The organism is Sulfitobacter sp. KMM 9851 (assembly GCF_057178245.1).
This window is the reverse complement of record NZ_CM169991.1, coordinates 535,359-560,804: the sequence shown is the minus strand read 5'-3', so window position 1 is coordinate 560,804 and position 25,446 is coordinate 535,359. Positions and strand designations below refer to the sequence as shown.

21 protein-coding genes and 1 riboswitch are annotated in these 25,446 nt (G+C 60.4%); of the genes, 9 read left to right on the top strand and 12 right to left on the bottom strand.

Annotated features, from left to right (window positions below):
• Positions 1-14: 14 nt before the first annotated feature.
• Together hydA and AC1965_RS02640 are read right to left on the bottom strand one after the other, a co-directional pair.
• Positions 15-1,475: a dihydropyrimidinase gene (gene hydA, locus AC1965_RS02645; protein WP_483885759.1), complete on the bottom strand. Its 1,461-nt coding sequence runs from the start codon at positions 1,473-1,475 to the stop codon at positions 15-17.
• 106 nt (positions 1,476-1,581) lie between these two features.
• The gene (locus tag AC1965_RS02640) at positions 1,582-2,832 is read right to left on the bottom strand and encodes a Zn-dependent hydrolase (protein ID WP_483885758.1); all 1,251 of its coding nucleotides are present in this window, start codon (positions 2,830-2,832) and stop codon (positions 1,582-1,584) included.
• Positions 2,833-3,047: 215 nt separating this feature from the next.
• On the opposite strand from AC1965_RS02640, the gene AC1965_RS02635 reads away from it, so the two are divergent.
• Positions 3,048-3,620 (top strand): TetR family transcriptional regulator C-terminal domain-containing protein, encoded by a 573-nt coding sequence (locus tag AC1965_RS02635; protein WP_483886968.1) that lies wholly within the window; start codon positions 3,048-3,050, stop codon positions 3,618-3,620.
• 114 nt (positions 3,621-3,734) lie between these two features.
• Positions 3,735-4,202: a hypothetical protein gene (locus AC1965_RS02630; RefSeq protein WP_483885757.1), complete on the top strand. Its 468-nt coding sequence runs from the start codon at positions 3,735-3,737 to the stop codon at positions 4,200-4,202.
• A 14-nt stretch (positions 4,203-4,216) separates the two neighbouring features.
• Here the strand turns inward: AC1965_RS02630 and preA are convergent, their stop codons facing one another.
• Together preA and AC1965_RS02620 are read right to left on the bottom strand one after the other, a co-directional pair.
• Positions 4,217-5,521, bottom strand: a complete 1,305-nt coding sequence (gene preA, locus AC1965_RS02625; protein WP_483885756.1) for an NAD-dependent dihydropyrimidine dehydrogenase subunit PreA — start codon at positions 5,519-5,521, stop codon at positions 4,217-4,219.
• Between the two features lie 25 nt (positions 5,522-5,546).
• Complete coding sequence (locus tag AC1965_RS02620; protein WP_483885755.1) at positions 5,547-6,869, bottom strand: NAD(P)-dependent oxidoreductase; 1,323 nt, start codon at positions 6,867-6,869, stop codon at positions 5,547-5,549.
• 286 nt (positions 6,870-7,155) lie between these two features.
• Between AC1965_RS02620 and AC1965_RS02615 the strand changes: the two genes are divergently transcribed.
• Positions 7,156-7,362 (top strand): cold-shock protein, encoded by a 207-nt coding sequence (locus AC1965_RS02615; RefSeq protein ID WP_483886967.1) that lies wholly within the window; start codon positions 7,156-7,158, stop codon positions 7,360-7,362.
• Between the two features lie 52 nt (positions 7,363-7,414).
• Here AC1965_RS02615 and AC1965_RS02610 read toward each other — a convergent pair whose 3' ends face one another.
• Positions 7,415-8,065 (bottom strand): arylesterase, encoded by a 651-nt coding sequence (locus AC1965_RS02610; protein WP_483885754.1) that lies wholly within the window; start codon positions 8,063-8,065, stop codon positions 7,415-7,417.
• 49 nt (positions 8,066-8,114) lie between these two features.
• On the opposite strand from AC1965_RS02610, the gene AC1965_RS02605 reads away from it, so the two are divergent.
• Both AC1965_RS02605 and AC1965_RS02600 read left to right on the top strand, forming a co-directional pair.
• Positions 8,115-8,783 (top strand): ABC transporter ATP-binding protein, encoded by a 669-nt coding sequence (locus AC1965_RS02605; RefSeq protein WP_483885753.1) that lies wholly within the window; start codon positions 8,115-8,117, stop codon positions 8,781-8,783.
• Positions 8,780-11,308: an ABC transporter permease gene (locus AC1965_RS02600; protein ID WP_483885752.1), complete on the top strand. Its 2,529-nt coding sequence runs from the start codon at positions 8,780-8,782 to the stop codon at positions 11,306-11,308. Before AC1965_RS02605 ends, AC1965_RS02600 begins: the two co-directional genes overlap by 4 nt.
• Positions 11,309-11,391: 83 nt before the next feature.
• Here the strand turns inward: AC1965_RS02600 and gcvP are convergent, their stop codons facing one another.
• The 3 genes from gcvP to gcvT form a co-directional block, all read right to left on the bottom strand.
• Positions 11,392-14,238 carry an aminomethyl-transferring glycine dehydrogenase gene (gene gcvP / locus AC1965_RS02595; RefSeq protein WP_483885751.1) on the bottom strand — a complete coding sequence of 949 codons (2,847 nt, stop codon included), beginning with the start codon at positions 14,236-14,238 and terminating at the stop codon, positions 11,392-11,394.
• A gap of 68 nt (positions 14,239-14,306) precedes the next feature.
• Positions 14,307-14,666, bottom strand: a complete 360-nt coding sequence (gcvH, locus tag AC1965_RS02590) for a glycine cleavage system protein GcvH (RefSeq protein WP_483885750.1) — start codon at positions 14,664-14,666, stop codon at positions 14,307-14,309.
• 21 nt (positions 14,667-14,687) lie between these two features.
• The gene (gene gcvT, locus AC1965_RS02585) at positions 14,688-15,821 is read right to left on the bottom strand and encodes a glycine cleavage system aminomethyltransferase GcvT (protein ID WP_483885749.1); all 1,134 of its coding nucleotides are present in this window, start codon (positions 15,819-15,821) and stop codon (positions 14,688-14,690) included.
• Between the two features lie 148 nt (positions 15,822-15,969).
• A riboswitch (glycine riboswitch) is annotated at positions 15,970-16,057 on the bottom strand.
• Positions 16,058-16,158: 101 nt separating this feature from the next.
• On the opposite strand from gcvT, the gene AC1965_RS02580 reads away from it, so the two are divergent.
• The gene (locus tag AC1965_RS02580) at positions 16,159-16,749 is read left to right on the top strand and encodes a gamma-glutamylcyclotransferase family protein (RefSeq protein ID WP_483885748.1); all 591 of its coding nucleotides are present in this window, start codon (positions 16,159-16,161) and stop codon (positions 16,747-16,749) included.
• Here AC1965_RS02580 and AC1965_RS02575 read toward each other — a convergent pair.
• The 4 genes from AC1965_RS02575 to AC1965_RS02560 form a co-directional block, all read right to left on the bottom strand.
• A complete protein-coding gene (locus AC1965_RS02575) occupies positions 16,693-18,096 on the bottom strand; it encodes an MATE family efflux transporter (RefSeq protein ID WP_483885747.1) in 1,404 nt (467 codons plus the stop codon). The two genes, AC1965_RS02580 and AC1965_RS02575, sit on opposite strands and share 57 nt — an antisense overlap.
• A gap of 75 nt (positions 18,097-18,171) precedes the next feature.
• Complete coding sequence (gene gltX / locus AC1965_RS02570; RefSeq protein ID WP_483885746.1) at positions 18,172-19,509, bottom strand: glutamate--tRNA ligase; 1,338 nt, start codon at positions 19,507-19,509, stop codon at positions 18,172-18,174.
• A gap of 131 nt (positions 19,510-19,640) precedes the next feature.
• Positions 19,641-20,057, bottom strand: a complete 417-nt coding sequence (locus tag AC1965_RS02565) for a VOC family protein (protein WP_483885745.1) — start codon at positions 20,055-20,057, stop codon at positions 19,641-19,643.
• Between the two features lie 224 nt (positions 20,058-20,281).
• On the bottom strand, positions 20,282-21,673 hold the full coding sequence (locus AC1965_RS02560; protein ID WP_483885744.1) for an MORN repeat-containing protein: 1,392 nt from the start codon (positions 21,671-21,673) through the stop codon (positions 20,282-20,284).
• 191 nt (positions 21,674-21,864) lie between these two features.
• Between AC1965_RS02560 and AC1965_RS02555 the strand changes: the two genes are divergently transcribed.
• The 3 genes from AC1965_RS02555 to AC1965_RS02545 all read left to right on the top strand — a co-directional run bounded on the left by AC1965_RS02555 (position 21,865) and on the right by AC1965_RS02545 (position 25,367).
• On the top strand, positions 21,865-23,523 hold the full coding sequence (locus AC1965_RS02555) for an NAD+ synthase (protein ID WP_483885743.1): 1,659 nt from the start codon (positions 21,865-21,867) through the stop codon (positions 23,521-23,523).
• 222 nt (positions 23,524-23,745) lie between these two features.
• Positions 23,746-24,426: a DUF1236 domain-containing protein gene (locus tag AC1965_RS02550; protein ID WP_483885742.1), complete on the top strand. Its 681-nt coding sequence runs from the start codon at positions 23,746-23,748 to the stop codon at positions 24,424-24,426.
• Positions 24,427-24,638: 212 nt separating this feature from the next.
• Entirely contained in the window at positions 24,639-25,367 is a 729-nt protein-coding gene (locus tag AC1965_RS02545; protein ID WP_483885741.1) for a CE1 family esterase, read from the top strand.
• The last annotated feature ends 79 nt before the right edge of the window (positions 25,368-25,446 follow it).

The following is a 25,446-nucleotide window of genomic DNA, read 5'->3' as shown; positions in this document are numbered from 1 at the left end:
GCGCTGTTTGGCGGTTATATCCCCGCAGGTATATTCAGCGGATCACGCTTGATCATCTTCGGGCTGTTCAGTTCCTTCCACTTGCTCAGCGCCACATTGGCGCTGGGGAAGGCAGGCCGTGGGATAAACTTGCCACGCCCCGGCTGCGGCTGGCTGTTCTGCCCCCATGCCCAGATCACCTCACCGCGGCTTAGGGTGTAACGGCTCTGAGCCTTGACCTCGAAACCTTCGAATACATTGTAATCCAGCACCGAATGATGGTTCGCGGGGCTGATTGTCTTGCTGATCTTTGGGTCCCAGACCACGATGTCGGCATCTGCGCCTTCAACAATAGCGCCTTTACGAGGATAGATGTTCAGAATCTTTGCCACATTGGTGCTGGTCGCCGCGACAAATTCATTCGGCGTCAGACGCCCCGTTTCCACACCCTCGGTCCAGAGCACGGCCAGACGTTCCTCTAACCCATTGGAACCGTTTGGAATAATCCTAAAATCATTGCGGCCCGCGCGCTTTTGCTCGGTGTTGAATGCCGCATGATCGGTCGCCACCACCTGCAACGACCCCGACTGCAACCCAGCCCAAAGGCTGTCCTGGTGATCCTTGCTGCGGAACGGCGGGCTCATCACTCGGCGTGCCGCGTGGTCCCAATCCTTGTTGAAATACTCGCTCTCGTCCAAGGTAAGGAACTGGATCAGCGGCTCGCCGTACACCCGCATCCCCTTTTGCCGCGCCCGCCGGATCGCCTCGTGGGTCTGTTCACAAGACACATGCACGATGTACAGCGGCACACCTGCGGTATCGGCAATGGTGATCGCTCGGTTCGCTGCCTCGCCTTCTAATTCCGGAGGACGGCTGTACGCATGACCCTCTGGCCCGGTAATGCCCAGATCGAAATATTTCTGCTGCAACTCGGCCACCAGATCACCGTTCTCGGCATGTACCATCGGCAAAGCGCCCAGTTCGGCACAGCGCTTGAAAGAGGCGAACATCTCATCGTCCTCGATCATCAAGGCGCCCTTGTAGGCCATGAAGTGCTTGAACGAGTTTACCCCCATGTCGACAGCATCTTTCATCTCGTTGAAAACGCTCTCGTTCCAGCCGGTGATCGCCATATGATAACCGATGTCGCTGCAAATCTGCGGCGCGCTCTTGCGGTGCCATTCGTTGATCGCGTTTTTGATCGACCCATCAGCCCCCGGCAGGCAGAAATCCACCACCATCGTGGTGCCCCCCGCCGCCGCCGCCCAGGTGCCGCTCTCAAAGGTTTCTGCCGCTGTGGTCCCCATAAAGGGCATCTCAAGATGCGTATGCGGGTCAATGCCACCCGGGATCACATAGGCGCCTTCGGCGTCGATGTATTCATCCCCCACCAGGTCCTCGCCTATCCGCACGATCTTCTCGCCCTCGATCAGCACATCCGCCTTCCACGTTCTGTCCGCCGTACAGACTGTGCCGCCCTTAATGACTTTGCTCATCACAACTCTCCCTTGTTCTTTTTAGCCTTAATTATTCCGGAGGGGTCGGAGGCTGGCCCGCAATTCCCTTACCTTTGGAGGTTGACCCTTGGCCAATCCAGACAGATCAGCTCACAACTTGCGCCGTTTCTAAAACCGCATGCAGCAGCACGTCCGCGCCCGCCATCGCCCATTCCTTGGATATCTCTTCCGCCTCATTGTGGCTCAACCCATCCACACAAGGACACATCACCATCGCAGTCGGCGCCACACGGTTGATCCAGCACGCATCATGCCCGGCGCCCGAAATCAGGTCCATGTGACTGTAACCCAGCCGCTCCGCCGCGCTACGTACAGCCGACACACAGCTCTCGTCAAAGGCGACCGGATCAAACCCGCCAACTTTTTCAAACTCAATGCCCAACCCCATGTCATCAGCAATCTTCTGCCCTGCGTCGCGCAACCGTGCCTCCATGTCTTCGATCACAGCCAGTTCTGGGGATCGGAAATCAACCGTGAACACCACCTTGCCGGGGATCACGTTGCGCGAGTTGGGGTAGACATCAATATGCCCCGCGGCACCAACTGCGTGGGGCGCATGGCTGAGCGCAATCTCATTCACCTTTTCCAATATCCGCGCCATACCCAGCCCCGCGTCGTACCGCATCGGCATCGGCGTGCTGCCGGTGTGGCTGTCCTTGCCGGTCACGGTGATCTGCGTCCAGCTCAACCCCTGCCCATGGGTGACCACGCCGATATCCTTGCCCTCGGCCTCCAGTATCGGCCCTTGCTCGATATGCAGCTCAAAGAATGCATGCATCTTGCGCGCGCCGACCTCTTCTTCACCGCGCCAGCCGATCCGCTTCAACTCATCACCAAAGGACTTACCCTCGGCATCAACGCGGCCATAAGCCCAATCCTGCGTATGAATCCCGGCAAAGACACCAGACGACAACATCGCAGGTGCATAGCGCGTGCCTTCTTCGTTGGTGAAATTGGTCGCGACGATCGGGTGCTTCGTCTTGATCCCCAGATCGCTCAGCGTGCGGATAATCTCCAACCCGCCGAGAACGCCCAGCACCCCATCATATTTCCCGCCCGTCGGCTGTGTGTCCAGATGCGACCCCACATATACCGGCAGGGCATCAGGGTCCGTGCCTTCACGACGAGCGAACATGTTGCCCATCTGATCCAGCCCCATCTCGCAACCGGCATCCTCGCACCACCTTTGGAACAACGCGCGACCCTCGCCATCGGCGTCTGTCAGCGTCTGGCGGTTGTTGCCACCTGCAACACCGGGACCGATCTTGGCCATCTCCATCAGAGTATCCCACAAACGGTCAGGATTGATCTTCAGGTTCTCTCCGGGTGCGGGCATTGTTTACTCCTCCGTCAGCGGCATTTGCCGTCATATTTTTTTACCATTTGGTAAATCCACGATTGCGGCTAGGCTAGGTTCTGTCAAGAACTGGTTTGAAACAAGCCGCCGCAGATTGGCCAACCGCCTCTTTTCGCGGCACAACTCTTAGGAGCGCTCCCTTGCACGATGGCACGATCAAGAAACCCAGCCGCATCCAACGTCGTAACCGCCGGATGATTCTGGATGCCGCCCTCGAAGTGTTCTCGCGACACGGCTTTCGCGGCGCCACTCTGGATCAGATTGCCGAAGAGGCGGGGCTGAGCAAACCGAATATCCTGTATTATTTCAGCGGCAAGGAAGACATCCACGTGACCCTGTTGTCGCATCTGATGGAGACCTGGCTTGACCCGCTTGTCGAACTAGATCCGGCCGGCGATCCGCGCACTGAGATACTCGATTACGTCCAGCGCAAGCTCGACATGGCCCGTGATCTGCCCCGCGAAAGCCGCTTGTTCGCCAATGAAATCCTGCAAGGCGCGCCGCGAATAGCGCCGCAACTGCACAGTCATCTCAAACCCCTGTTCGACGAAAAATGTGCCGTTATCGCGGGCTGGGTAACTGCGGGAAAACTGCCCCTGCTGGACCCGCAGCACCTGATCTTTTCGATCTGGGCGACCACACAGCACTATGCGGATTTCGAGGTGCAGGTGCAAGTTCTTCTGGACGGCGGCGCGTCCCATGATCGCGCTGCGGCCCATCTTCAAGCGATGTTCGGCGGGCTATTGGGTGTTAAGGACCAGTCCTGACCCCCCAAACCATTTACCACGATGCCAGAACATCCCACCCATTTAGCGTTTGTTAACCTCAAAGGCGCAGATTCGACGCGGGTGAGGGCTCCTTCAGCAGCATGAGGAGCAGACATGAGTGCTATTCTTTTGACGAATCCGTGGGCGGCACAACAGCCGCCTCCAACCCAAGCAGACGGCGCGCAATCAGGGCACGCCTCCAGCGAAAGCGCCGGGCCAGATGCCGTGCCCCCCGCGCGAACGTCTCCAGACAGCCAAACATCCGGCAATTCAACAAGCTACTCCGGTTCCGGCAGCGGTGCCGGGGGCGAAGGGGCACGACAACCCGCGTCCGCCATCCGCCGATCAGATGCCACGCCACGCTCTGTGGTTACGGCACAGGCCACGGCGAATGCCGCGGCGCGAACGGAACAGATGGCGCGTGACGGCGCGCTTGCCCTGATAGAGGCCAAACGCCAGAACGCGGTATCTGACGGGCGCCCCGCGGTGCCCGAAGTGATCAACACCAGCCAAGAGGTGCGCGAGGCCGCCAATCAGATGCCTGACCCGTTGCCGACCTCGCCCTATCTCAGGAGGCAGTGATCAGACCGGTTGCGTCACTCTGCTGCGGTTGCACTCGGGTTATTCGGATGCGTGGTCCAGTTGGCATAATCTGACTGGACCACCTTGCCCGTGCGCGGGTCCGTTTGCCCTGCGGCCATCGGCACCATCGAGATACAATCTTCGACCGGGCAGACATTCACGCAAAGGTTACAGGCGACACATTCATCGTCGATCACGCTGAACACGCGGTCTTCGGACATGGCGATTGCCTGATGGCTTGTGTCCTCACAAGCGGCAAAGCACCGGCCGCAAGAAATGCAAAGGTCCTGATTGATCTCTGCCTTGGCGATGTAGTTCAGGTTTAGCTGATTCCAGTCGGTCACATTCGGCACGGCGCGGCGCACGATCTGGTCGACCGAGGTCAGCCCCTTCTCGTCCATATAATCGCTGAGGCCCGAAATCATTTCCTGCACCACCTTGAAGCCATAGGTCATCGCCGCCGTACAAACCTGTACGTTCCCTGCACCCAGCGCCAAAAACTCAGCCGCGTCACGCCATGTGGTCACCCCGCCGATGCCCGAAATCGGCAGATCCGCAGTCGCCGGGTTGCGCGCAATCTCGGCGACCATGTTCAGCGCGATCGGTTTCACCGCTGGGCCACAATAGCCACCATGGGTGCCCTTGCCATCAATCATTGGTTCCGGTGCGAAACAGTCCAGATCGACGGATGTGATCGAATTGATCGTGTTGATCAGGCTCACCGCATCCGCCCCGCCACGTTTCGCAGCCTCTGCCGGATAAAGAACATTGGTGATGTTGGGCGTCAGCTTTACGATCACCGGCATCCGCGAGTACATCTTGCACCAGCGGGTGACCATCTCGATATATTCCGGCACTTGCCCCACGGCACTGCCCATACCGCGTTCGGCCATACCATGCGGGCAGCCAAAATTCAGTTCGATCCCGTCAACGCCGGTTTCCTCAACGCGCGGCAGGATCGCCTTCCATTCCTCCTCTTCGCAAGGCACCATGATGGACGCGATCAGCGCCCTGTCAGGATAGTCACGTTTGACCACCTTCATCTCTTGCAGGTTGACCTCGAGCGGGCGGTCAGTGATCAACTCAATGTTGTTCAGCCCCAAAAGCCGACGGTCGGCGCCGTAGATTGCACCGTAGCGCGGACCGTTGACGTTCACCACCGGCGGGCCCTCCATGCCCAGTGTCTTCCACACGACGCCGCCCCAGCCTGCCTCAAAGGCGCGGCGCACGTTGTATTCCTTGTCCGTTGGCGGCGCAGAAGCCAGCCAGAACGGGTTGGGGGATTTGATCCCGATAAAGTCGCTTCTCAGATCTGCCATTTTCGTTCCTCCCGTCGAACTGGGCTTAGCCCACCAACGCCTTGTGAATATCCATTGCCGCATCGCGGCCCTCGGCCACGCCTGTCACCGTCAAATCGTCACCGCCGCTGGCGCAATCACCACCGGCCCAGACACCCTTGATTGATGTCCTCCCTGCCGCGTCGACCTTGATCTTGCGACCCTCAAGCGCGGGCAGCCCGTCGCCCATCAGCGTTTGCCCGATGGCTTTGAACACCTGATCCGCCGCAAGTCGCAGCATCTGCCCAGTGCCTTTCATCGCCTCATCGACATATTCAAATTCAATCTCGCGCACCGCACCGTTGCCATGCACCGCCACAGGCACCGCATGTGTCACGATCCGCACCCCATTGCTGGCAGCCAGATCCTGCTCGAACGGGCTTGCGTTCATCCTGTCCCGGCCGCGACGGTACACAAGTGTCACGTTCAGCGCGCCCAACAGCTTGGCTTGCACTGCCGCATCCACTGCAGTCATTCCGCCGCCGATCACCACCACATCACGGCCGATGGGAACCGTGCCCATGTCGCCTGCCTGGCGCAGGTCTGCGATGAAATCCACCGCATTGGCGACCCCCACCTTGTCCTCGCCCTCGGCTCCCAGTGCATTGACCCCAACAAGGCCAAGCCCAAGGAAAACCGCGTCAAAGTCAGACGTCAGCGCATCAAGCGTCACGTCCCGCCCTAATGCCGTATTGTTCTTGATGGTGATCCCACCGATCTGCATCAGCCAATCAACCTCGCCCTGCGCAAAGCCATCAGGCGTTTTGTAGGCCGCGATGCCGTATTCGTTCAGCCCACCGGGTTTTGGTCGCGCATCGTGGATCACCACATCATGTCCCAGCATCGCCAAACGGTGTGCACAGGACAAGCCCGACGGCCCGGCCCCGACAACCGCCACGCGCTTGCCCGTCGGTTCCGCCCGAACAAACGGGTGCTTGCCCTGCGCCTGCAGGTGATCCGTGGCATAGCGCTGCAACTGACCGATCAACACCGGCTTGCCCTCGGCCAATTCACGTACACAGGCCTGCTCGCACAGCGTTTCGGTAGGACAGACTCGCGCGCACATGCCGCCCAGAATGTTCTGGCTCAGGATCGTTTTGGCCGCCGCATCTGGCGTGCCGGTCGCGATTTGACGAATGAAAAGTGGAATGTCGATATCCGTCGGACAGGCCGTAATACAGGGTGCATCATGGCAAAAGTAGCACCGATCCGCAGCCACCAACGCCTCGTGTTCTCCCAAAGGCGGGTGCAGGTCCGAAAACCCGGTTTCATAGCTTTGCGGATCAAGCCGCCCCGGTACGATCCCCGGCTCAAAGACATCACGTGCCATTATAAACTCCCCTGCGTTTCTTGTGCTGTTGCAAAACGCTCTCACGGAATCATTTTTTTATCAACTGGTAAAATTATTTCAGGGATGTGAAATTTCATGGGCAAACACCCGCCTGTCACCTGCGCTCTGCCAAATTTCCTTGATTTTGGTGAATAAGATTCCAATATCAGAGCTGCGACGCGAAGAAATATCGACCCGGTTGCCCTATGGCTTTGGTCCGATCAAGAATTCGACAGAGCCACGCTGCCGCATCCTGCGGGCAGAACAAGTAACGGAGATATGGGTCATGGCATCTGGCACCGTAAAATGGTTCAACACAACAAAAGGCTTCGGCTTTATCGCGCCTGACGGCGGCGGAAAGGACATTTTTGTCCATATTTCCGCAGTCGAACGCGCAGGGCTGACCGGTCTTGCAGACAATCAAAAGGTGACTTTTGACGTAGAAGCAGGCCGGGATGGCCGCGAAAGCGCAAGCAACCTGTCGCTGGCATAAGCCCGGCACAGCATAAGAATTTTAGACGGACGCCACGGCGTCCGTTTTCGTTTCAGTTGTCTGTTTGCGCAGCGATCCGCTGGGCCAGTTCGGCCACCGCAGGACCAATGTCCGCGACGATCCGTGCCACCCCAACCGCATTTGGGTGAATGCCATCGGGCTGAAAGTACAGGCGCAAGGCATCAGCGCGCGCTACATCGCCGGCCAGCAACCCGGAAAAGAAATCTGGATAGAGTGCGGCACCGTGGTTGTCAGCCAGGTCTGGATAGAGCGCATCAAATCCCGTTTTGTACCCGGCACCAAAGTTAGTCGGGGCGGTCATTCCCACCAATAATACGTCGACCTTGGCGCGATCTGCTGCATCCAATATCCCGTTCAGGTTTGCGCGTGCCTGCGCGGGTGACAACCCGCGCAACAGATCATTCCCCCCCAAGGTTACGATCATTCCCTCCACATCCGGCGTCAGCGTCCAATCGACCCGCGCCAGCCCCCCTGCTGTCGTGTCACCCGACACCCCCGCGTTGATCAGGCGCACATCGGTCCCCTGCGCATCCAGCCAGGCTTGCAACTGCGGTACAAATCCGTCTTCCGCCGGAAGGCCGTAGCCCTGAGTCAGGCTGTCCCCAAGCGCCGCAATAACGACCTCATCCGCCTGCGCGGCCCCTGCGAACACCATAACAAATGAGATCAATACCTTGCGCATTGCCTGCCAACCTCCATATCGAACAAAGACCCCAGCCAAAGGCGGCCCTGTGACTGATCCTGTCTACCACCTCAAAGATGTGATGCTAAGCCTCAAGGGCAATGCCGGACCCGTAGATATTTTGCGCGGCATATCGTTACAGGTCGAGCCGGGCGAGACCCTCGCCCTGACCGGCCCATCGGGATCGGGCAAGTCGTCACTGCTGATGGTCATGGGCGGGCTCGAGCGTGCCACCGGCGGCACTGTCACCGCACTTGGCCACGATCTCAGCACAATGGACGAGGATGCACTGGCGCGCTTTCGCCAAGGGCGCATGGGTATCGTATTTCAATCCTTTCACCTGATCCCCACCATGACCGCGCTTGAAAACGTCGCGACGCCACTGGAACTGGCAGGCGACACTGATGCCTTTGACCGCGCCCGCGAAGAACTTGAGGCCGTGGGTCTTGGCCACCGCACCCACCATTACCCTGCGCAGATGTCTGGGGGCGAACAACAGCGTGTGGCACTGGCCCGCGCCTGCGCCCCGCGTCCTGCGATCCTGCTCGCCGATGAACCCACAGGTAATCTCGATAGCGTTAACGGCGCCGCGATTATGGATTTGCTCTTTGGCCTGCGCGATCGTCACGGCGCGACGCTGGTGCTGGTCACCCACGCCGATGAACTGGCAGCGCGCTGTGATCGTGTGGTGGGTCTGGCCGACGGGCGGCTTGCATGAGCCTTCGGCTCGCCGCCCGCTTTGCCCGACGCGAAATGCGCGGCGGCCTGCACGGTTTCCGTCTTTTGCTGGCGTGCCTTGCCCTCGGCGTCGCCGCAATTGCCGCTGTCGGTTCAGTGCGCGCCGCGATTGATGCAGGGCTGAAACAAGAGGGTGCTGCGCTTTTGGGCGGTGATGCCGAACTTGATTTCACCTACCGCTTTGCCACCCAGGAAGAGCGCGAGTGGATGGAAATCCGTGCCGACGCACTATCCGAAGTGGTCGAATTCCGGTCCATGGCCGTGGTCGGCGCTGGGGACACCGCCGACCGCGCCCTGACGCAGGTCAAAGCCGTCGACAGTGCCTATCCCCTGATCGGCCAAATGGTACTGGACCCGGCGATGCCGCTGGACACCGCGCTTGCAAACCAGAATGGCCTACCCGGCGCCGTGATGGAACGCGCCCTGTCAGACCGCCTTGGCTTGGCCCCCGGTGACGAGTTTGCCCTTGGCGATCAGCGCTTTCGCCTCGCCGCCCTGATTTTGCGTGAACCCGACAGCGCCGCCAGCGGCTTCGCCCTCGGCCCACGCACCTTGGTGCTGCGCGCCGCTCTCGATGGCTCGGGCCTGCTGGCACCCGGTACACTCTTTAACAGCAAATACCGGCTCGACCTTCCGCCCGACACGGCCCTTGCGCCGATGAAATCTGCGGCCCAGAAACGATTCGCTGACGCCGGGATGCGCTGGACAGACGCCCGCAACGGCGCCCCCGGCGTGGCGCGTTTTGTCGAACGGCTCAGCGCGTTTTTGGTGCTTGTCGGCCTGTCCGGTCTGGCCGTAGGCGGTGTTGGGGTTGCTGCCGCCGTACGTGCCTACCTACAAGGCAAGACTGGCGTCATCGCCACCCTACGCGCGCTCGGGGCGACCCGCGCCACGATCTTTCAGACCTATTTCATCCAGATTGGCCTTCTGTCGCTGGTCGGCATCGCGCTGGGCCTCATCCTCGGCGCGGGGCTGCCGCTCCTGCTTGCCCCGCTGATTACGTCTCGCCTGCCGCTACCGGCGAGTTTCACGCTCTACCCGGCTCCCCTAATCGAAGCGGCTCTCTACGGCGTTCTGACCGCGCTTATCTTTACTCTGTGGCCCCTCGCCCGCAGCGCCGAAGTTCGCGCCGCAACCCTGTTTCGCGACGCATGGCAAGGCACGCCGCGCTGGCCTGCGCCACGCTATCTGATCACAATGGCGCTGCTGGTGGCGGCGCTGGTCGGCAGCGCAGGCTGGTTCAACGGCTCATGGTGGCTGACCATATCCACCCTCGGCGGCATCGCGGGCGCACTGATGCTACTGGCATTGGCAGCAACACTGCTGCGCTGGCTCTCGCGCGTGGCAGCCCGGCGCGCGCGGGGGCACCCCCGGCTGCGATGGGCGCTTGCCGCCATCGGGGGCCCCGGCGAAGGCGCAGGTGCCGTTGTCCTGTCGCTTGGCCTTGGCCTGTCGGTCCTCGCCGCCGTCGGCCAGATCGACGGCAATCTGCGTCAGGCGATTTCTGGAAACTTGCCCGACGTTGCGCCTTCTTATTTCTTTGTCGATATTCAGAAAGACCAAATGCCCGGCTATACTGCGCGCCTGGCAGATGACCCCGCCGTCACCCGGGTTGACAGCGCCCCAATGCTGCGCGGCGTCATCACCACGATAAACGACAAACCGGCGCGCGAGGTGGCCGGCGACCACTGGGTTGTGCGCGGCGACCGCGGTGTGACCTATGCCGCCTTACCGGGTGATGGCACGGTGCTGACCCAAGGTGAATGGTGGCCCAAAGACTACGCCGGGCCACCCCAGATCAGCTTTGCCGCTGAAGAAGCCGAAGAGATTGGCCTCTCACTTGGCGACACGCTCACCATCAACGTGCTGGGCCGCGACATCACCGGCACCATCACCAGCTTTCAAGAGGTCGATTTTTCCACCGCTGGCATCGGCTTTGTCCTCACGATGAACCCCGCCGCCCTTCAAGGCGCGCCGCATACCTTCATCTCAACCGTCTACGCCGAGCCAAAGGCCGAAGTCGCCATCTTGCGTGACCTCGCCAGCGCGTACCCTAACATCACCGCCATCCGCGTGCGCGATGCGATTGACCGCGTCGCCACCGTGCTGGCAGGCCTCGCCGCCGCCACCTCCTACGGCGCGATGGCCACCCTGCTCACTGGCTTCCTGGTTCTGATCGGTGCTGCCGCCGCTGGCGCAAACGCCCGCACCTACGAGGCTGCCGTGCTTAAAACGCTCGGCGCGTCCCGCCGGATGATCGCCGCCAGCTTCATTCTGCGCGCCGCCCTGCTGGGGCTGTTTGCGGGCAGCGTGGCGCTGCTTGCAGGGATCGCGGGCGGCTGGGCCGTCAGCCATTACGTGATGGAGACCTCCTTCACCGTGATCTGGCCAAACGCCCTGCTGATCATCTTGGGCGGCGTCGCGGCCACGATCCTCGCTGGCCTCGGCTTTGCCATCCAAGCCCTCAACACCCGCCCCGCCGGCGTGCTAAGGGCGCAGGAATAACCCCGCGCCCTTCTAACTTTTTTGAGTCTTAAATACCCTCGGGGGGCCTTGGGGGGCTGGCCCCCCAGTTCCGCCGCTTCGCCTTACTCCGCCGCTTCGGCGTAGTCTTCCATCGGTGGACAGGTACAGATCAGGTTCCGGTCCCCGTGCACGTTGTCAACACGGTTCACAGGTGGCCAATACTTGTCGACCCGGAACGCACCGGGAGGGAAACAACCCTGCTCGCGGCTATAGGGCCGATCGCCCCACTCCAGAACCAGATCCTCCACAGTATGTGGCGCGTTCTTGAGCGGGTTGTTGTCGCGGTCCATCTTGCCATCTTCAATCGCTGCAATCTCGGCCCGGATCGCCAGCATAGCATCACAGAACCGGTCCAGCTCGGCCTTGGTTTCGCTCTCCGTCGGCTCGACCATCAGCGTACCCGCAACTGGCCAGGACATCGTTGGCGCATGGAATCCGCAGTCGATTAGCCGCTTGGCAATATCCTCAACGGTCACACCAGCGCTGTCCTCAAACGGGCGCACATCGACGATACATTCATGCGCCACACGTCCCGTCGGCCCCTTGTAGAGAACGTCAAACGCACCCTCCAACCGCTTGGCGATGTAGTTGGCATTCAAGATCGCCACCCGCGTCGCCTGCGTCAGCCCGTCACCGCCCATCATCAGGCAGTAAGACCACGAAATCGGCAACAGCGATGGCGAGCCATAAGGCGCCGCAGAGACGGCAGCACCCTCATCGTTCGGATGGCCCGGCAGATGCGGGATCAGGTGAGACTTCACACCGATCGGCCCCATGCCGGGGCCACCGCCGCCATGCGGAATGCAAAACGTCTTGTGCAGGTTCAGGTGGCTGACGTCGCCGCCCAGATCACCGGGGCGGCTTAGCCCCACCATCGCGTTCATATTGGCCCCGTCGATATAGACCTGCCCACCATGTTCATGGGTGATGCGCGTTACATCATGCACGGTTTCTTCAAACACACCGTGGGTCGACGGATAGGTAATCATACAGCCCGCAAGGTTCTCGCTGTGGTGCTCGGCCTTGGCGCGGAAATCGTCCAGATCAATGTCCCCATTGGCCGCCGTCTTGATCACCACAACCTTCCAGCCCACCATCTGCGCCGATGCGGGGTTTGTACCATGCGCGCTCATCGGGATTAGGCAGATGTTGCGATGCCCCTGGCCTTGCGCCCGGTGATAGGCGGCAATGGTCAAAAGCCCCGCATACTCCCCCTGCGCGCCCGAATTTGGCTGCATCGAAATCGCATCATAGCCTGTGATGTCACACAGTTTCGACGACAGATCGTCGATCATTTCCTTGTACCCCAATGCCTGATCCGCAGGCACATATGGGTGGATCAACGAAAACTCGCGCCAAGTCACTGGCATCATCTCGGCGGCCGAGTTCAGCTTCATCGTGCAAGACCCCAGCGGGATCATCGCACGGTCCAGCGCCAGATCACGGTCCGCAAGACGACGCATATAGCGCATCATCTCGGTCTCGGCCCGGTTCATGTGGAAAATCGGATGGGTCAGATACGCACTGGTGCGCAGCATGTTGTCCGGCACACGGTAATCTGGGGTAAAGTCATCGTCTGCCTGCACAATGCCAAAGGCCCGCCAAACTGCCTCCACCGTGGCAGGCCGCGTGCGCTCGTCCACAGAGATACCCACGCGGGTCTCACCCACGCGGCGCAGGTTGATGCCCTCATCCACGGCCGATTTCATCACCGCTGCCTGCAAGGGGCCGACATCCACTGTGATCGTGTCGAAAAACGCCTGCGGATCAACTTTGAAGCCCGCGGCCTCCAGCCCTTTTGCCAAACGTACCGCCTTGCGGTGAATGCGCTGCGCAATCGCCTTGAGCCCCTCTGGCCCGTGGAACACAGCATACATCGACGCCATAACAGCCAGCAACGCCTGCGCTGTACAGACGTTGGATGTCGCCTTTTCGCGGCGGATGTGCTGCTCGCGGGTCTGTAGGCTCAACCGATAGGCGCGGTTGCCATGGGCATCAATAGACACACCCACAATCCGCCCCGGCATATTGCGCTTCATCGCCTCTTTGCACGCCATATAGGCCGCATGCGGCCCACCGTAACCTTCGGGTACGCCAAAGCGCTGGGTCGAGCCCACGGCGATATCCGCTCCCATTTCGCCTGGCTCTTTCAACAGCGTCAGCGACAGAGGATCAGCCGAAATGACACCAATGGCATTGGCAGCATGCAGCGCCGCAATATGTTTGGTAAAGTCGCGCACGTGGCCGTACGTGCCCGGATATTGGAAAATAGCGCCAAAGACTGTCTCGGCGTCCATTTTGTCAGGGTCACCCACCACAACTTCGATCCCCAGAGGTTCCGCGCGGGTCTTCATCACCGCGATGTTCTGGGGGTGGCAATCGCGGTCGACGAAAAATGCCGTCGCCTTTGACTTGGAAACCCGCTGCGCCATGGTCATCGCCTCGGCACAGGCCGTGGCCTCGTCCAGCAGGGATGCATTGGCCACCTCAAGCCCGGTCAGATCACTGACCATGGTCTGAAAGTTCAGCAGCGCCTCAAGACGTCCTTGTGAAATCTCAGGCTGATACGGGGTGTAGGCCGTGTACCACGCAGGGTTCTCCAGAATGTTGCGCTGGATCGCAGGCGGCGTCACCGTGCCGTGATAACCCTGCCCGATCAGCGAGGTCAGAACCTTGTTCTTGCCCGCCACAACGCGCATGTGCTCCAGCACCTCACGCTCCGACATCGCCTTGCCGAAATCCAAGGGCTCTTTTGCCCGGATTGCCTTTGGCAGCGTGTCATCAATCAAACCATCAAGGGTGTCTGCGCCCACAGTCTCCAACATCTTCGCCATTTCGGCAGGCGATGGGCCAATGTGACGGCGGTTGGCAAAATCATATGGCAAATAGTCGGTCGGTTTGAAAACCATGGCGCAGGCCCCTTGTTTCACTTTGCTGAATAAACTCCCGCCGGAGGCTCCGGCGGGGGCTGCGGGCGTTACCCGATAAACTTCTGGTAGGCGGCCTCGTCCATGAACTCATCCATCTGGCTTGGATCGCTCGGCTTCATCTTGAAAAACCATGCTTCGCCCTGTGGGTCGTCATTCACCATGCTGGGGTTGTCGGTCAGCGGGGTGTTAACTTCGGTGATCTGGCCGTCGATCGGGGCCAGAATATCTGACGCTGCCTTAACGCTTTCGATCACCACAACTTCGTCGTCCTTGCTGACGGTTGTGCCCTCGCCGGGCAACTCGACAAAAACCACGTCGCCCAATTGCTCGGCGGCATGGGACGTGATGCCCACCACCACTTCGTCACCCTCAACGCGCAGCCACTCGTGTTCTTCAGTAAATTTCATGTCGTCTTCCCTATGCTTGGTTTATCTTTTGAAGTTTGCCGCAACAAACGGCAGCTTTGCAATTGTAAGCGGCATGCGTTTGCCGCGAAGTTCACCCCACAGCGGCGTGCCGACAGCACTCTTGCCCGCCGCGACATAGCCCATGGCAATGGGTCCACCAGCTGTCGGACCAAAACCACCGGACGTAATTTTTCCCACCTCGGTGCCGCCCTCTGCGGCATCGAAAAGGACCACGCCTTCACGCATCGGCGCGCGGCCTTCCGGCAACAGCCCAACCCGCTTGCGCCCGGCACCCTCCGCCAGCTGCGCCAACACCACATCGGCACCGGGGAAACCGCCCGCGCGGTCACCATCCGTGCGACGCACCTTCTGGATTGCCCAGTTCAGCGCAGCCTCAACCGGGGTCGTACCCTCATCAATGTCATGGCCATAGAGGCACAGACCGCCCTCCAGACGCAGACTGTCGCGCGCCCCCAGACCAATCGGCGCGACTTCGTCCAGCGCCAGCAACGCCCGTGCGAGGGTGACCGCATCGCCATTTGCGACTGAAATTTCATATCCATCTTCGCCGGTATAACCCGACCGCGACATGACAACCTTGACGCCCGCGATTTCGACATCGCGCGCTACATCCATGAATTTCATGTCTGCGACGGCTGGCTGCAACCGCGACAACGCCGCTGCGGCCTTTGGGCCCTGCAAAGCCAGCAATGCGCGGTCTTCCAGAACTTCGATATCGCACGTGTCAGACAATGCCGCTTTCATATGTGCGATGTCCGCATCCTTGCAGCCTGCGTTAACCACGACGAACAAGTGATCACCCAGATTGGCCAGCATCAAATCGTCCAGAATGCCGCCCTGCTCGTTGGTGAACATTGCATAGCGCTGACGCATCTCGCTCAGGCCCAGCACATCAACCGGCACCAATGTTTCCATTGCCAGCGCCGCATCGGCGTATGTCCCGGATTTGGCCCGCACCACGACTTGCCCCATATGGCTGACGTCGAAGAGCCCGGCTTCGGCCCGGGTGTGCAGATGCTCTTTCAATACCCCCATCGGGTATTGAACCGGCATGTCATAGCCCGCAAAAGGCACCATCTTGGCCCCAAGCTCAACATGCAGATCGTACAATGCCGTGCGTTTCAAATCACTCATCCGGTCGCCCCTTTTGTCGCTCCGGATGTCCCAATGACCATACCGGCACCCCGCACGGCATACCGCCGCGCCCGATGCCCCCTCTGTCCTTCCGCCTGAGATCGTTATCCCTTCGGCGGGCGCGTCTGCGCCACTCTCCAGAGTTTTTGGTCACATCACGGTCCTTGGGCCTGAGAGTTTCCGGGGCGGTTGCTCCTTCGGCATCGGCGTGGTGCCGATTCTCCCGTGACGATTGGCACTTAGGTATGCTGCCGCATACCTCCACGTCAAGCGTGCTTGTGACCGGATGCGACACATGATTTGGTGCGCACGACACGATAATCGGAAGGCCCTCCTGATGACCCCTTATTTCTTTGGCTACGGCAGCCTTGTGAATCGCAACACCCATGCCTACCCCGATGCGCGGCCAGCACAGTTGGCAGGATGGCGGCGCAAATGGGTCCGCACCGGTGGGCGCGATATCGTATTTTTGACAGTCGTGCCGCACGGCCCTACCACTGTTGACGGTCTCATCGCTGCGGTACCGGGTGCCGATTGGGTGGCATTGGACGCGCGCGAACGCGGCTACCAGCGACATGCATCAGGCGGCGCTGTGGCGCATGATCTGATCCCATCCCCCGACATCGCGCATTACGCCATTCCACCTGAGACATGTGGTAAAGACGGCGAACACGTTATCCTGCTCAGCTATCTTGATGTGGTCGTCCAAGGCTTCCTGCGCGAATTCGGCGAGGAAGGTGCGCAGCGCTTTTTCGACACGACCGATGGCTGGGATACGCCGATCCTGAACGACCGCAACGCGCCGCATTATCCGCGCCATCAAGTGCTGACCGCCGAGGAAAAATCCGTGGTCGATGACCACCTCATCCGCCTATCGGCGCGCGTGAAAGAGGGCCATCAGTCGACCCTCACGGCCAAAAATTTCTGACCCGGAACCGCCGCCCGGCTTGCCGCCTTGGGAAATCGTGCGCAAGGCCAGGGCCCAAGCCACAATGCCAAACAGCACGCCCGCGGCAAATTGGCCAATCAGCACGCCCGGCGCGCCAAACAGCGTGGACCCCAGCCAAACCATCGGAATCAGCGCCAACGCGTTGCGCCCCCAGTTGGTGAAGGTCGACAGGAAGGGGCGGCCCATGTTGTTAAAGGCCGCATTGGCGACAAACATAACACCGGGAAAGAAAAACGCCAGCGCCAGCGGACCGCAAAAGAGATAAATCAACTCGCGCGTGATGCCTTCGGCGGCAAACAGCGCCGCGATCTGGCCGCGCAGTCCGAACAGAATTGCCGATACCACGACGACCACTACAGCGACAAAGACCACCGCCGCATTGAATCCGCGCCGCACCCGGTCCATGTCGCCCGCGCCGAAATTCTGCCCGATGATCGGCCCCACCGCGCCCGATAAGGCGAAGATCACGCCAAAGGCCACTGGCATCATCCGCATGACAATCGCCATCCCCGCCACCGCCGCCTCGCCATAGCCCGCCATCGCGCGGGTGACATAGGCCTGCCCCACCGGTGTGGCGATCTGTGCAAGAATGGCAGGGAAAGCGATGGCCAGTACGGGCCGGAGATCGCGCATCATCCCCGCCATCCGAGGCCGCGCAATGCCGCCGTAATGGCGGATCAGCGGTAGCATTGCCATCACCGCAATCACCACACGCGCCACAAAAGACGCCAGTGCCGCCCCTGTCAGCTCTAGGTCAAAACCAAAGATCAGGATCGGGTCCAGAATGGCATTCACCACCCCACCCGAAATCGTGGCAAACATCGCCCGCCGCGCATCGCCATGGGCGCGCAACACCGCGCCCCCCATCATCCCCAACATCAAAAACGGCACCGACGGCACCACAATCTGCAAGAAATGCACCGCCAGATCCGCTGTCTCGCCCGTGGCCCCCAACAGCGAAACCAGCACCGGCAGCGCCAGCCAAATAGCCACGGAAAAGATGACACCGAACACCACGCCATAGGTCAGTGCATGGGTTGTCCGTTCACGCGCCAGCGCCGCCTCACCGGCCCCCAGCGCCCGCGAAACCAATGCGCCTGCCGCAATGCTCAACCCGATTCCAAATGACGTGGTGAAAAACAGTATGGCACCGGCATAGCCCACCGCCGCCGCCAGTTCGGCTTTGCCCAGCATGGAAATGAAGATCATGTCGACGAAATCGACCAGAAACACCGCCATCAACCCGACCGAGGCGGTCAGCGACATCACCGTGACGTGGCCAAACAAGTTGCCCGTCAGAAACTTGGGGGCGCGCGCCTCAGCCATGGCGCGGCACCGCGCATCTTAAGTGTCCGAAAATATGGAACGGTAGCGGCGCAACCGAGTGATCGCGCCGGGCCCTCACTCCCGCGCCTTCACGACCTGCAGCAGTGGCATCACCTTGGCCATCTCCGGCCCGTGTTCCTGCCCTGTCAGCGCCAACCGCAAGGGCCGGAACAAACCGCGCCCCTTGCGTCCCGTCGCTTCTTTGACGGCGGCGGTCCAGCTTCCCCAGGTCTCAGTGTCAAACGGCATCTCGGGCAGCATCGCCATCGCCTGCACGATAAAGTCTTTATCGTCCGGCTCGATCACTGGCTCCGCCCCTTCGCGGAACATCGCCCACCAGCCTTCTAGATCTTTCAGCGTGGTTATGTTTTCGCGCGTCACGTCCCAGAACAGCGCCGCCTTGTCGTCTGGCACGCCAAGGTCGGCAATCTGTCCGGCTACATCGGCCAGCGGCAATAGCTGCAAATAGCGCCCGGTCAGTGGAAAAAGGTCCGCCACATCGAATTTCGTAGGGGCAGAGCCAAAACGGTTGATGTCAAATCCGTCGATCAGCTCCGCCATCTGGGTGCGCAATTCAACCGGATCGGACGACCCGAGCCGCGCCATCAGGCTGAGCAGGGCAAAAGGCTGTACGCCCTGCGCGCGCAGGTCGCGCAACGCCAGCGTCCCCAACCGCTTGCTCAGCGCCTCACCCTGTGGTCCGGTCAACAGCGAATGATGCGCGAAGGATGGCACAGCGCCATTGCCCAGCGCCTGCATTATCTGAATCTGTGTTGCCGTATTGGTCACGTGGTCCGACCCACGCACCACATGGGTCACGCCCATTTCAGTGTCGTCGACGACCGACGCGAGCGTGTACAGGATTTGCCCGTCGCCCCGTATCAGAACGGGGTCACTGACCGATGCCGCATCAATCGAAATGTCGCCCAGTATGCCGTCGGCCCATTCAATGCGTTGCTGGTCCAGCTTGAACCGCCACACCCCGTCGCCCCTCTCGGCGCGCAATGTGTCTTTCTCTGTCTCGGACAGTGCCAGTGCGGCGCGGTCATAGACCGGCGGCTTGCCCATGTTCAGCTGTTTCTTGCGCTTCAGATCCAGTTCGGTCGGGGTCTCGAATGCCTCATAAAACCGGCCCTTGGCACGCAGGTCTTCCGCAGCGGCGTGATACTGCTCCAGACGTTCTGACTGGCGCTCGACTCGGTCCCAATGCAGCCCCAGCCATGTCAGGTCTTCCTTGATGCCGTCGACATACTCTTCCTTGCTGCGCTCAGGGTCGGTGTCGTCGATGCGCAGAATGAAGGTGCCGCCGTTTTTGCGCGCGATGAGAAAGTTCATTAGCGCCGTGCGCAGGTTGCCCACATGGATGAAACCGGTGGGCGACGGGGCAAATCGGGTGATGGTGGAATTGGACATCGGGCATACTCCTGTTGCGCGCGGGCTTGCCACAAGGCGCAGGTATTGTCCAGTTATGCTGGGTGAGGGAGACGGCCCGCGCTCATTCCGCTCAGGCGAGCCAGGCGATCTTGCCACTCGCAAAAAACGTCCTACCCGTCTCGCCCAGGCTCGTTCGGATTGCAGGAGAACAATGCAATCTTGTTCCCCTGAGGATCGCGAAGGTAGCCGACATAAAAATGCGGCCCATAAGACGCCCGAAAGCCCGGCTCGCCTTCGTTAAAACCGCCTGCGGCAAGCGCTGCGGCGTGGAGATCACGTACTTGGCTTTGGCTGCGCGCCTCGAATGCAACCATTACACCGTTTCCTGCCGTGGCCGGACGTCCGTCAAAGGTTGGCTTTACATAGAAATCGGGCGAGGCAGGTGATTGCCCCGGCTGCACAGGCAGCGCGTAGCTAAGACCCTCGGCCCCCTCCTCCAGCCCGTAATCAAGCGCCGGAAGGAACGCAGAGTAAAACCGTCTTGCACGCGTGATATCATCAGCACCAACGGTGACGTAGGCAATCATTCTGAGCGTTCCTTCTCGGAAACTTGAGTGTCGCTATGAGACCAATTCCGAGCCAAGCGTCCTCACGAAATTGGTTCGCAATCAACCATTCGCTCAACGCATGCCCAGATTAGAATTCGCGGCACTTGCCGCGCAAGCTCGCTTGTCAGCATCGCCAACGTTTGAAACGCCGTAAACGGGGATATAAGGAGCGGCGTTTAAAGCATGTGCGAGATGACACACTTTCAGCCGCCTTCCTTCAGCGCCCCGTTGTCCCAGTCGCCGCTGGCCTCTTCGCCACTGGCATAGCGCATGGTGCCCTTGCCCTGTCGCTTGCCCGCCTTGAAGGTACCTTCATAAGCGTCGCCGTTGGCATAGGTCGCGCGGCCTTCGCCCTCAATCTCGCCATCGGCCCAGTCGCCCTCGTAGACAAAGCCGCTGGCCATGGTGATCTTGCCGTTGCCCTGGCGCTGCCCCTCTGCAAACTGTCCTTCGTAAACAGTGCCATCCGGGTAGGTCGCCTTGCCCTGCCCGTGCCGCTGTCCATCTTTCCAGCCCCCCTCGTAGCGATAGCCGTCGGCATAGGTCATAACCCCCTGCCCATCGTTGCGGGCGTTCTTGAAACCGCCCTCATAGACCACACCGTTGGTATAGGTCGCGATGCCCTCGCCTTCGATTACACCTGCGGCCCAATTGCCTTCGTAGGTAGAACCATCGGGGTAGGTGATCTTGCCCATGCCATCTGCCAGATCATCACGGAAAGATCCGACATAAACCGATCCGTCCGGATAGGTCACCGTGCCCTCGCCCTCGATCTGCCCCGCTACCCAAGAGCCATTGTAAATATAGCCATCGGTCCCGGTGAAAATACCCTGCCCATCGCGGCGATCGTCCTTGAAGTCGCCTTCGTAGACGTCGCCATTTTCATAGGTCACCTTGCCTTTGCCCTCACGGCGGCCCGCCACCAGCGTGCCCTCGTAAATATCGCCGTTGGGCTGGGTCAGCTTGCCCGTGCCGTCGATCTGCCCATCTTTCCAAAGGCCTACATATACCAGCCCGTCGGGCATCGTCAGCTTGCCCTCGCCGCTGCGTTTGCCATCAGCGATACTGCCTTCGTAGACAGCACCATCTGGATAGGTGATCGTTCCCGCGCCCTGCTTGACGCCGTCAACCCAGTCGCCTTTGTATTCATAGCCGCCGGGGCTTTGCATCACGCCCTTGCCATGGTGTTTGGCATTGCGAAACGCACCCTCGTAACGGACCCCGTTCGCATAAAGGGCGACGCCTTGCCCCATGATCGCGCCGGCCTGCCATTCGCCTTCGTATGTGCCACCATCGGCAAAGGTGATCTTGCCCAGACCGTCCGGCTTGCCCTTGGCAAAACTACCTTCATAGACCGACCCGTTGGGAAAACGCGCGACACCTTCGCCCTTGATCTCGCCCTCGACCCATTCGCCGGTGTATTCATAGCCGTTGGGCAGCTTGTAAGAGCCGATGCCATGCTGCAACCCGCCCTGAAACTTGCCCTCATAGACCCCGCCATCATCGTATTCTTTGGTCAGCACCTGCCCATCCTGAGCCGACAAGGGCGTGGCCAGAAGGGCGAGTAGGCAGATGGACAAGCTGCGATGCAACATGGGCAGGAATCCCGATCACGTAGTTGGAGTTTCGCCAAGAGGTTAAGGGTGATGCGCCCCAGTGGCAACGGGTTTGCACTCAAGCAGTGCCCGTTTTGGCGAAGGCATGCCACCCGCACGCCACCATGAGGGGGGTTTCGCCCCGCGCCTGATCTGCTACATCATCGCCTGAACAGGCCCGGAGACATCACATGGCAGAGCGTTTTCGCATCACTTTGGGGCAATTGAACCCCACCGTTGGCGACCTCGCCGGCAACGCGGCTCTGGCCCGGGATGCCTGGGCTGCGGGCAAGGCGGCGGGCGCGCAGATGGTGGCGCTCCCCGAGATGTTCATCACCGGCTACAACGCCCAAGACCTTGTGATGAAGCAGGCTTTTCAGCTCGACACCCTCGCCCATATCGAGGCGCTGGCCGCTGATTGTGTCGATGGCCCCGCTCTTGGCATCGGCGCGCCGTGGGTCGAAGGAACCAAGCTTTATAACGCCTATCTGATCCTCAAGGATGGCAAGATCGCCAGCCGGGTTCTGAAACACAATCTGCCCAATGAAACCGTGTTCGACGAGGTTCGGATTTTCGATGCTGGCCCGCTGGGCGGCCCCTATTCCGTCGGCAACACGCGCATCGGCAGCCCAATCTGCGAGGATGCCTGGCACCCGGATGTCGCAGAGACCTTGGCCGAGACCGGTGCCGAATTCCTGCTGGTCCCAAACGGATCGCCCTACTACCGCGACAAGATGGATACCCGCTTCAATCACATGGTTGCGCGCGTTGTCGAAACCGGTCTGCCGCTGATCTATCTGAACATGGTCGGCGGACAGGACGACCAGATTTTCGACGGCGCGTCCTTTGCGCTGAACCCCGGCGGCAAGTTGGTGCAGCAATTGCCCGCCTTTGACAGCACCATCGCCCATGTTGATCTGGACCGCGGGCCCGAAGGCTGGCGCGTGCTGCCTGGCGAAATCGCACACCAGCCAGATGAATACGAGAAAGACTACCGCGTCATGGTTGAGGGCCTGCGCGATTACATGCGCAAGACCGGCTTCAAAAAAGTTCTGCTGGGCCTGTCGGGCGGCATCGATTCCGCCATTGTTGCCACAATCGCCGCCGATGCACTCGGGCCGCAGAACGTGCGATGCGTGATGCTGCCATCTGAATACACCTCGCAAGCCTCGCTGGATGATGCCGAAGCCGTGGCCAAGGCACTGGGGTGCCACTATGACTATGTCACGATCAAACAGGCGCGCGGGGCTATCACCGACACGCTTGCCCCCCTGTTTCAGGGCTTCGCCCCAGATCTGACCGAGGAAAACATCCAGTCGCGCCTGCGCGGGTTGCTGTTGATGGCAATGTCGAACAAATTTGGCGAGATGCTGCTGACCACCGGCAACAAATCCGAGGTCGCGGTGGGCTATGCCACGATCTATGGCGACATGGCCGGCGGCTATAATCCGATCAAGGACCTGTATAAGACCCGCGTGTTTGAAACCTGCCGCTGGCGCAATGACAATCACCGCGACTGGATGATGGGGCCAGCAGGCGAAGTCATCGTACCCAATATCATCGCCAAGCCCCCCACCGCCGAGCTGCGTGACGATCAAAGAGACAGCGACAGCCTGCCGGATTATCCGGTGCTGGACGCGATCCTTGAGATCCTGGTGGATGATGATGGCTCTGTCGCGGATTGCGTTGACGCGGGATTTGACCGCGCTGTCGCCAAGAAGGTGGAACACCTTATCTACATTAGCGAATACAAGCGTTTTCAATCCGCCCCCGGTCCGCGTCTGACCAAGGGCGCGTTTTGGCTTGATCGGCGTTATCCTATTGTTAACCGCTGGCGCGACCCGTCCTGACGCGAAAAGTTCCCGGCCACACAGCAGTTTTTCAGGCCGCCACCAATTCGGCGATGTATTGCACAGCCCGGGCAAGAACCCGCTCAAAAACAGTAGCTTGCGTGCTTTTTGATAAAGCGCACAGGAACATTCCATCCGCCTTGAAGTTGTTCATCCACTACCAACACAGCGTAGGTGCCGCATCGTAGATGTGAACGCCTGCCAGTCAGAAAGGATGTCGAAATGAAACTCGTGAAACTTGGAATGGTATCTGCACTTGCCCTTGGCGTCGCAGCACCTGTTTACGCTCAATCTGCCGAGGCCTATGCCGCGACAGACCTCAACATCCGTATGGGGCCTGGTCCTCAGTACGAAGTCGTCGGCGTGATCCCCGGTGGCAAAGCGGCCGTTGTCGAAGGCTGCCTTGATGGCGCATCTTGGTGCCAGGTCAAATTCGGCGACACGATGGGCTGGGCCTATTCGGATTACCTTGCCGTCGAAGTTGACAAGCAGGCTGTCGCCCTGACAACACGCCCCGCGACCGTCGAAGTTGAAACTGTGACCTACGCAGACCCCGAAGGCACCGCCAGCAACCAAAAAGCGGGCGCAACTGCTGGGGCCACGTTGGGCGCACTGACAGCCTACGCCGTTGGCGGCCCGATTGGCGGCATCATAGCCGGAGGCATCATCGGGGGCGCTGCGGGTTCTGCCGCTGCTGAACCAGCCGAAGAAACCGTCACTTACGTCAAATCCAACCCAGTCGAGACAGTGTATCTTGACGGTGAAGTTGTCGTGGGCGCCGGCGTGCCAACCGAAATCGTGACCTACGAAGTGCCACAGACAGAGTACCGCTATCTGAACGTGAACGGCCAGACCGTACTGGTGGACGCCAAGACAAACGTCATCGTTGGCGTCGTGCGTTAAGCATCCTACCATCTAAAAGCGGGGCCCGGAGTTTTCTCCGGGCCTTTTTCTGTTCCTGCCAGTCTGCTGACGAGCACAACGTGAATTGCCAATAGCCGCCCCGCCCGCCAAAGTCGGATCAAGACACCGGGGAAAACGACATGCGCGGTTTAATATTCCTTCTTTGCTGGCTCGCCTCTCCAGCTTTGGCTTGTGGCCCGGATAGCAACTGCATGATTGGCGCGCGCCACTACCGGATTGCGCTGCCAGTCGGGCATGATGGCACCAGCGATGTGGGGGCGGTTGTCTGGGCGCACGGCTATCGCGGAACGGCGGCGGGCGTCATGCAGAATAACAGCCTACGGCGAATGGTATCCGGCGCGGGTCTGGCCCTAATTGCGGTAAAATCCGGCGAAGGGGGGTGGGACATCCCCGGCGCGCCGCGCGATATGCACAGCAGCGGCGCTTCGGAATTTGCCTATTTCGAAGCCGTGCTCGACGATGCTGCCAACCGCTATGGCATCGACCGCAGCCGCGTGATCGCGGCGGGTTTTAGCGCGGGCGGCATGATGGTGTGGAACCTCGCCTGCGCGCGGCCTGACTTGTTTGCAGGCTTTGTCCCGATCGCGGGCACCTTTTGGCAAGCGCCGCCCGACACCTGCGCCGCACCGACGGCCAGTATCGTACATATCCACGGCAACGCAGACGGCACTGTTCCGCTGGAGGGTCGCGCCATCGGCCCGACGCGGCAGGGCGAAGTATCCGCTGCGCTGGCAATGTACAGCGCATTTGGTGGCTTTGGCCCCGCCACCGCCCGCCGCAACGATGATCTGACCTGCGAAAACAAGGTCAATCCAGGGGGCGCAATCCTTGAGTTCTGCCTGTTTCCCGGCGGTCATTCGTTCCGAACCGAATATCTGCGCTATGGATTAGACCGATTACGCGCCGCCGGGCGGCTATGATGCTATCGCGCGGGGCGCAGGCGTAAAACGGATAGGGTTCAAATGACAGGATGAACTGGCTTTCGCCTTGTGGGCCGGA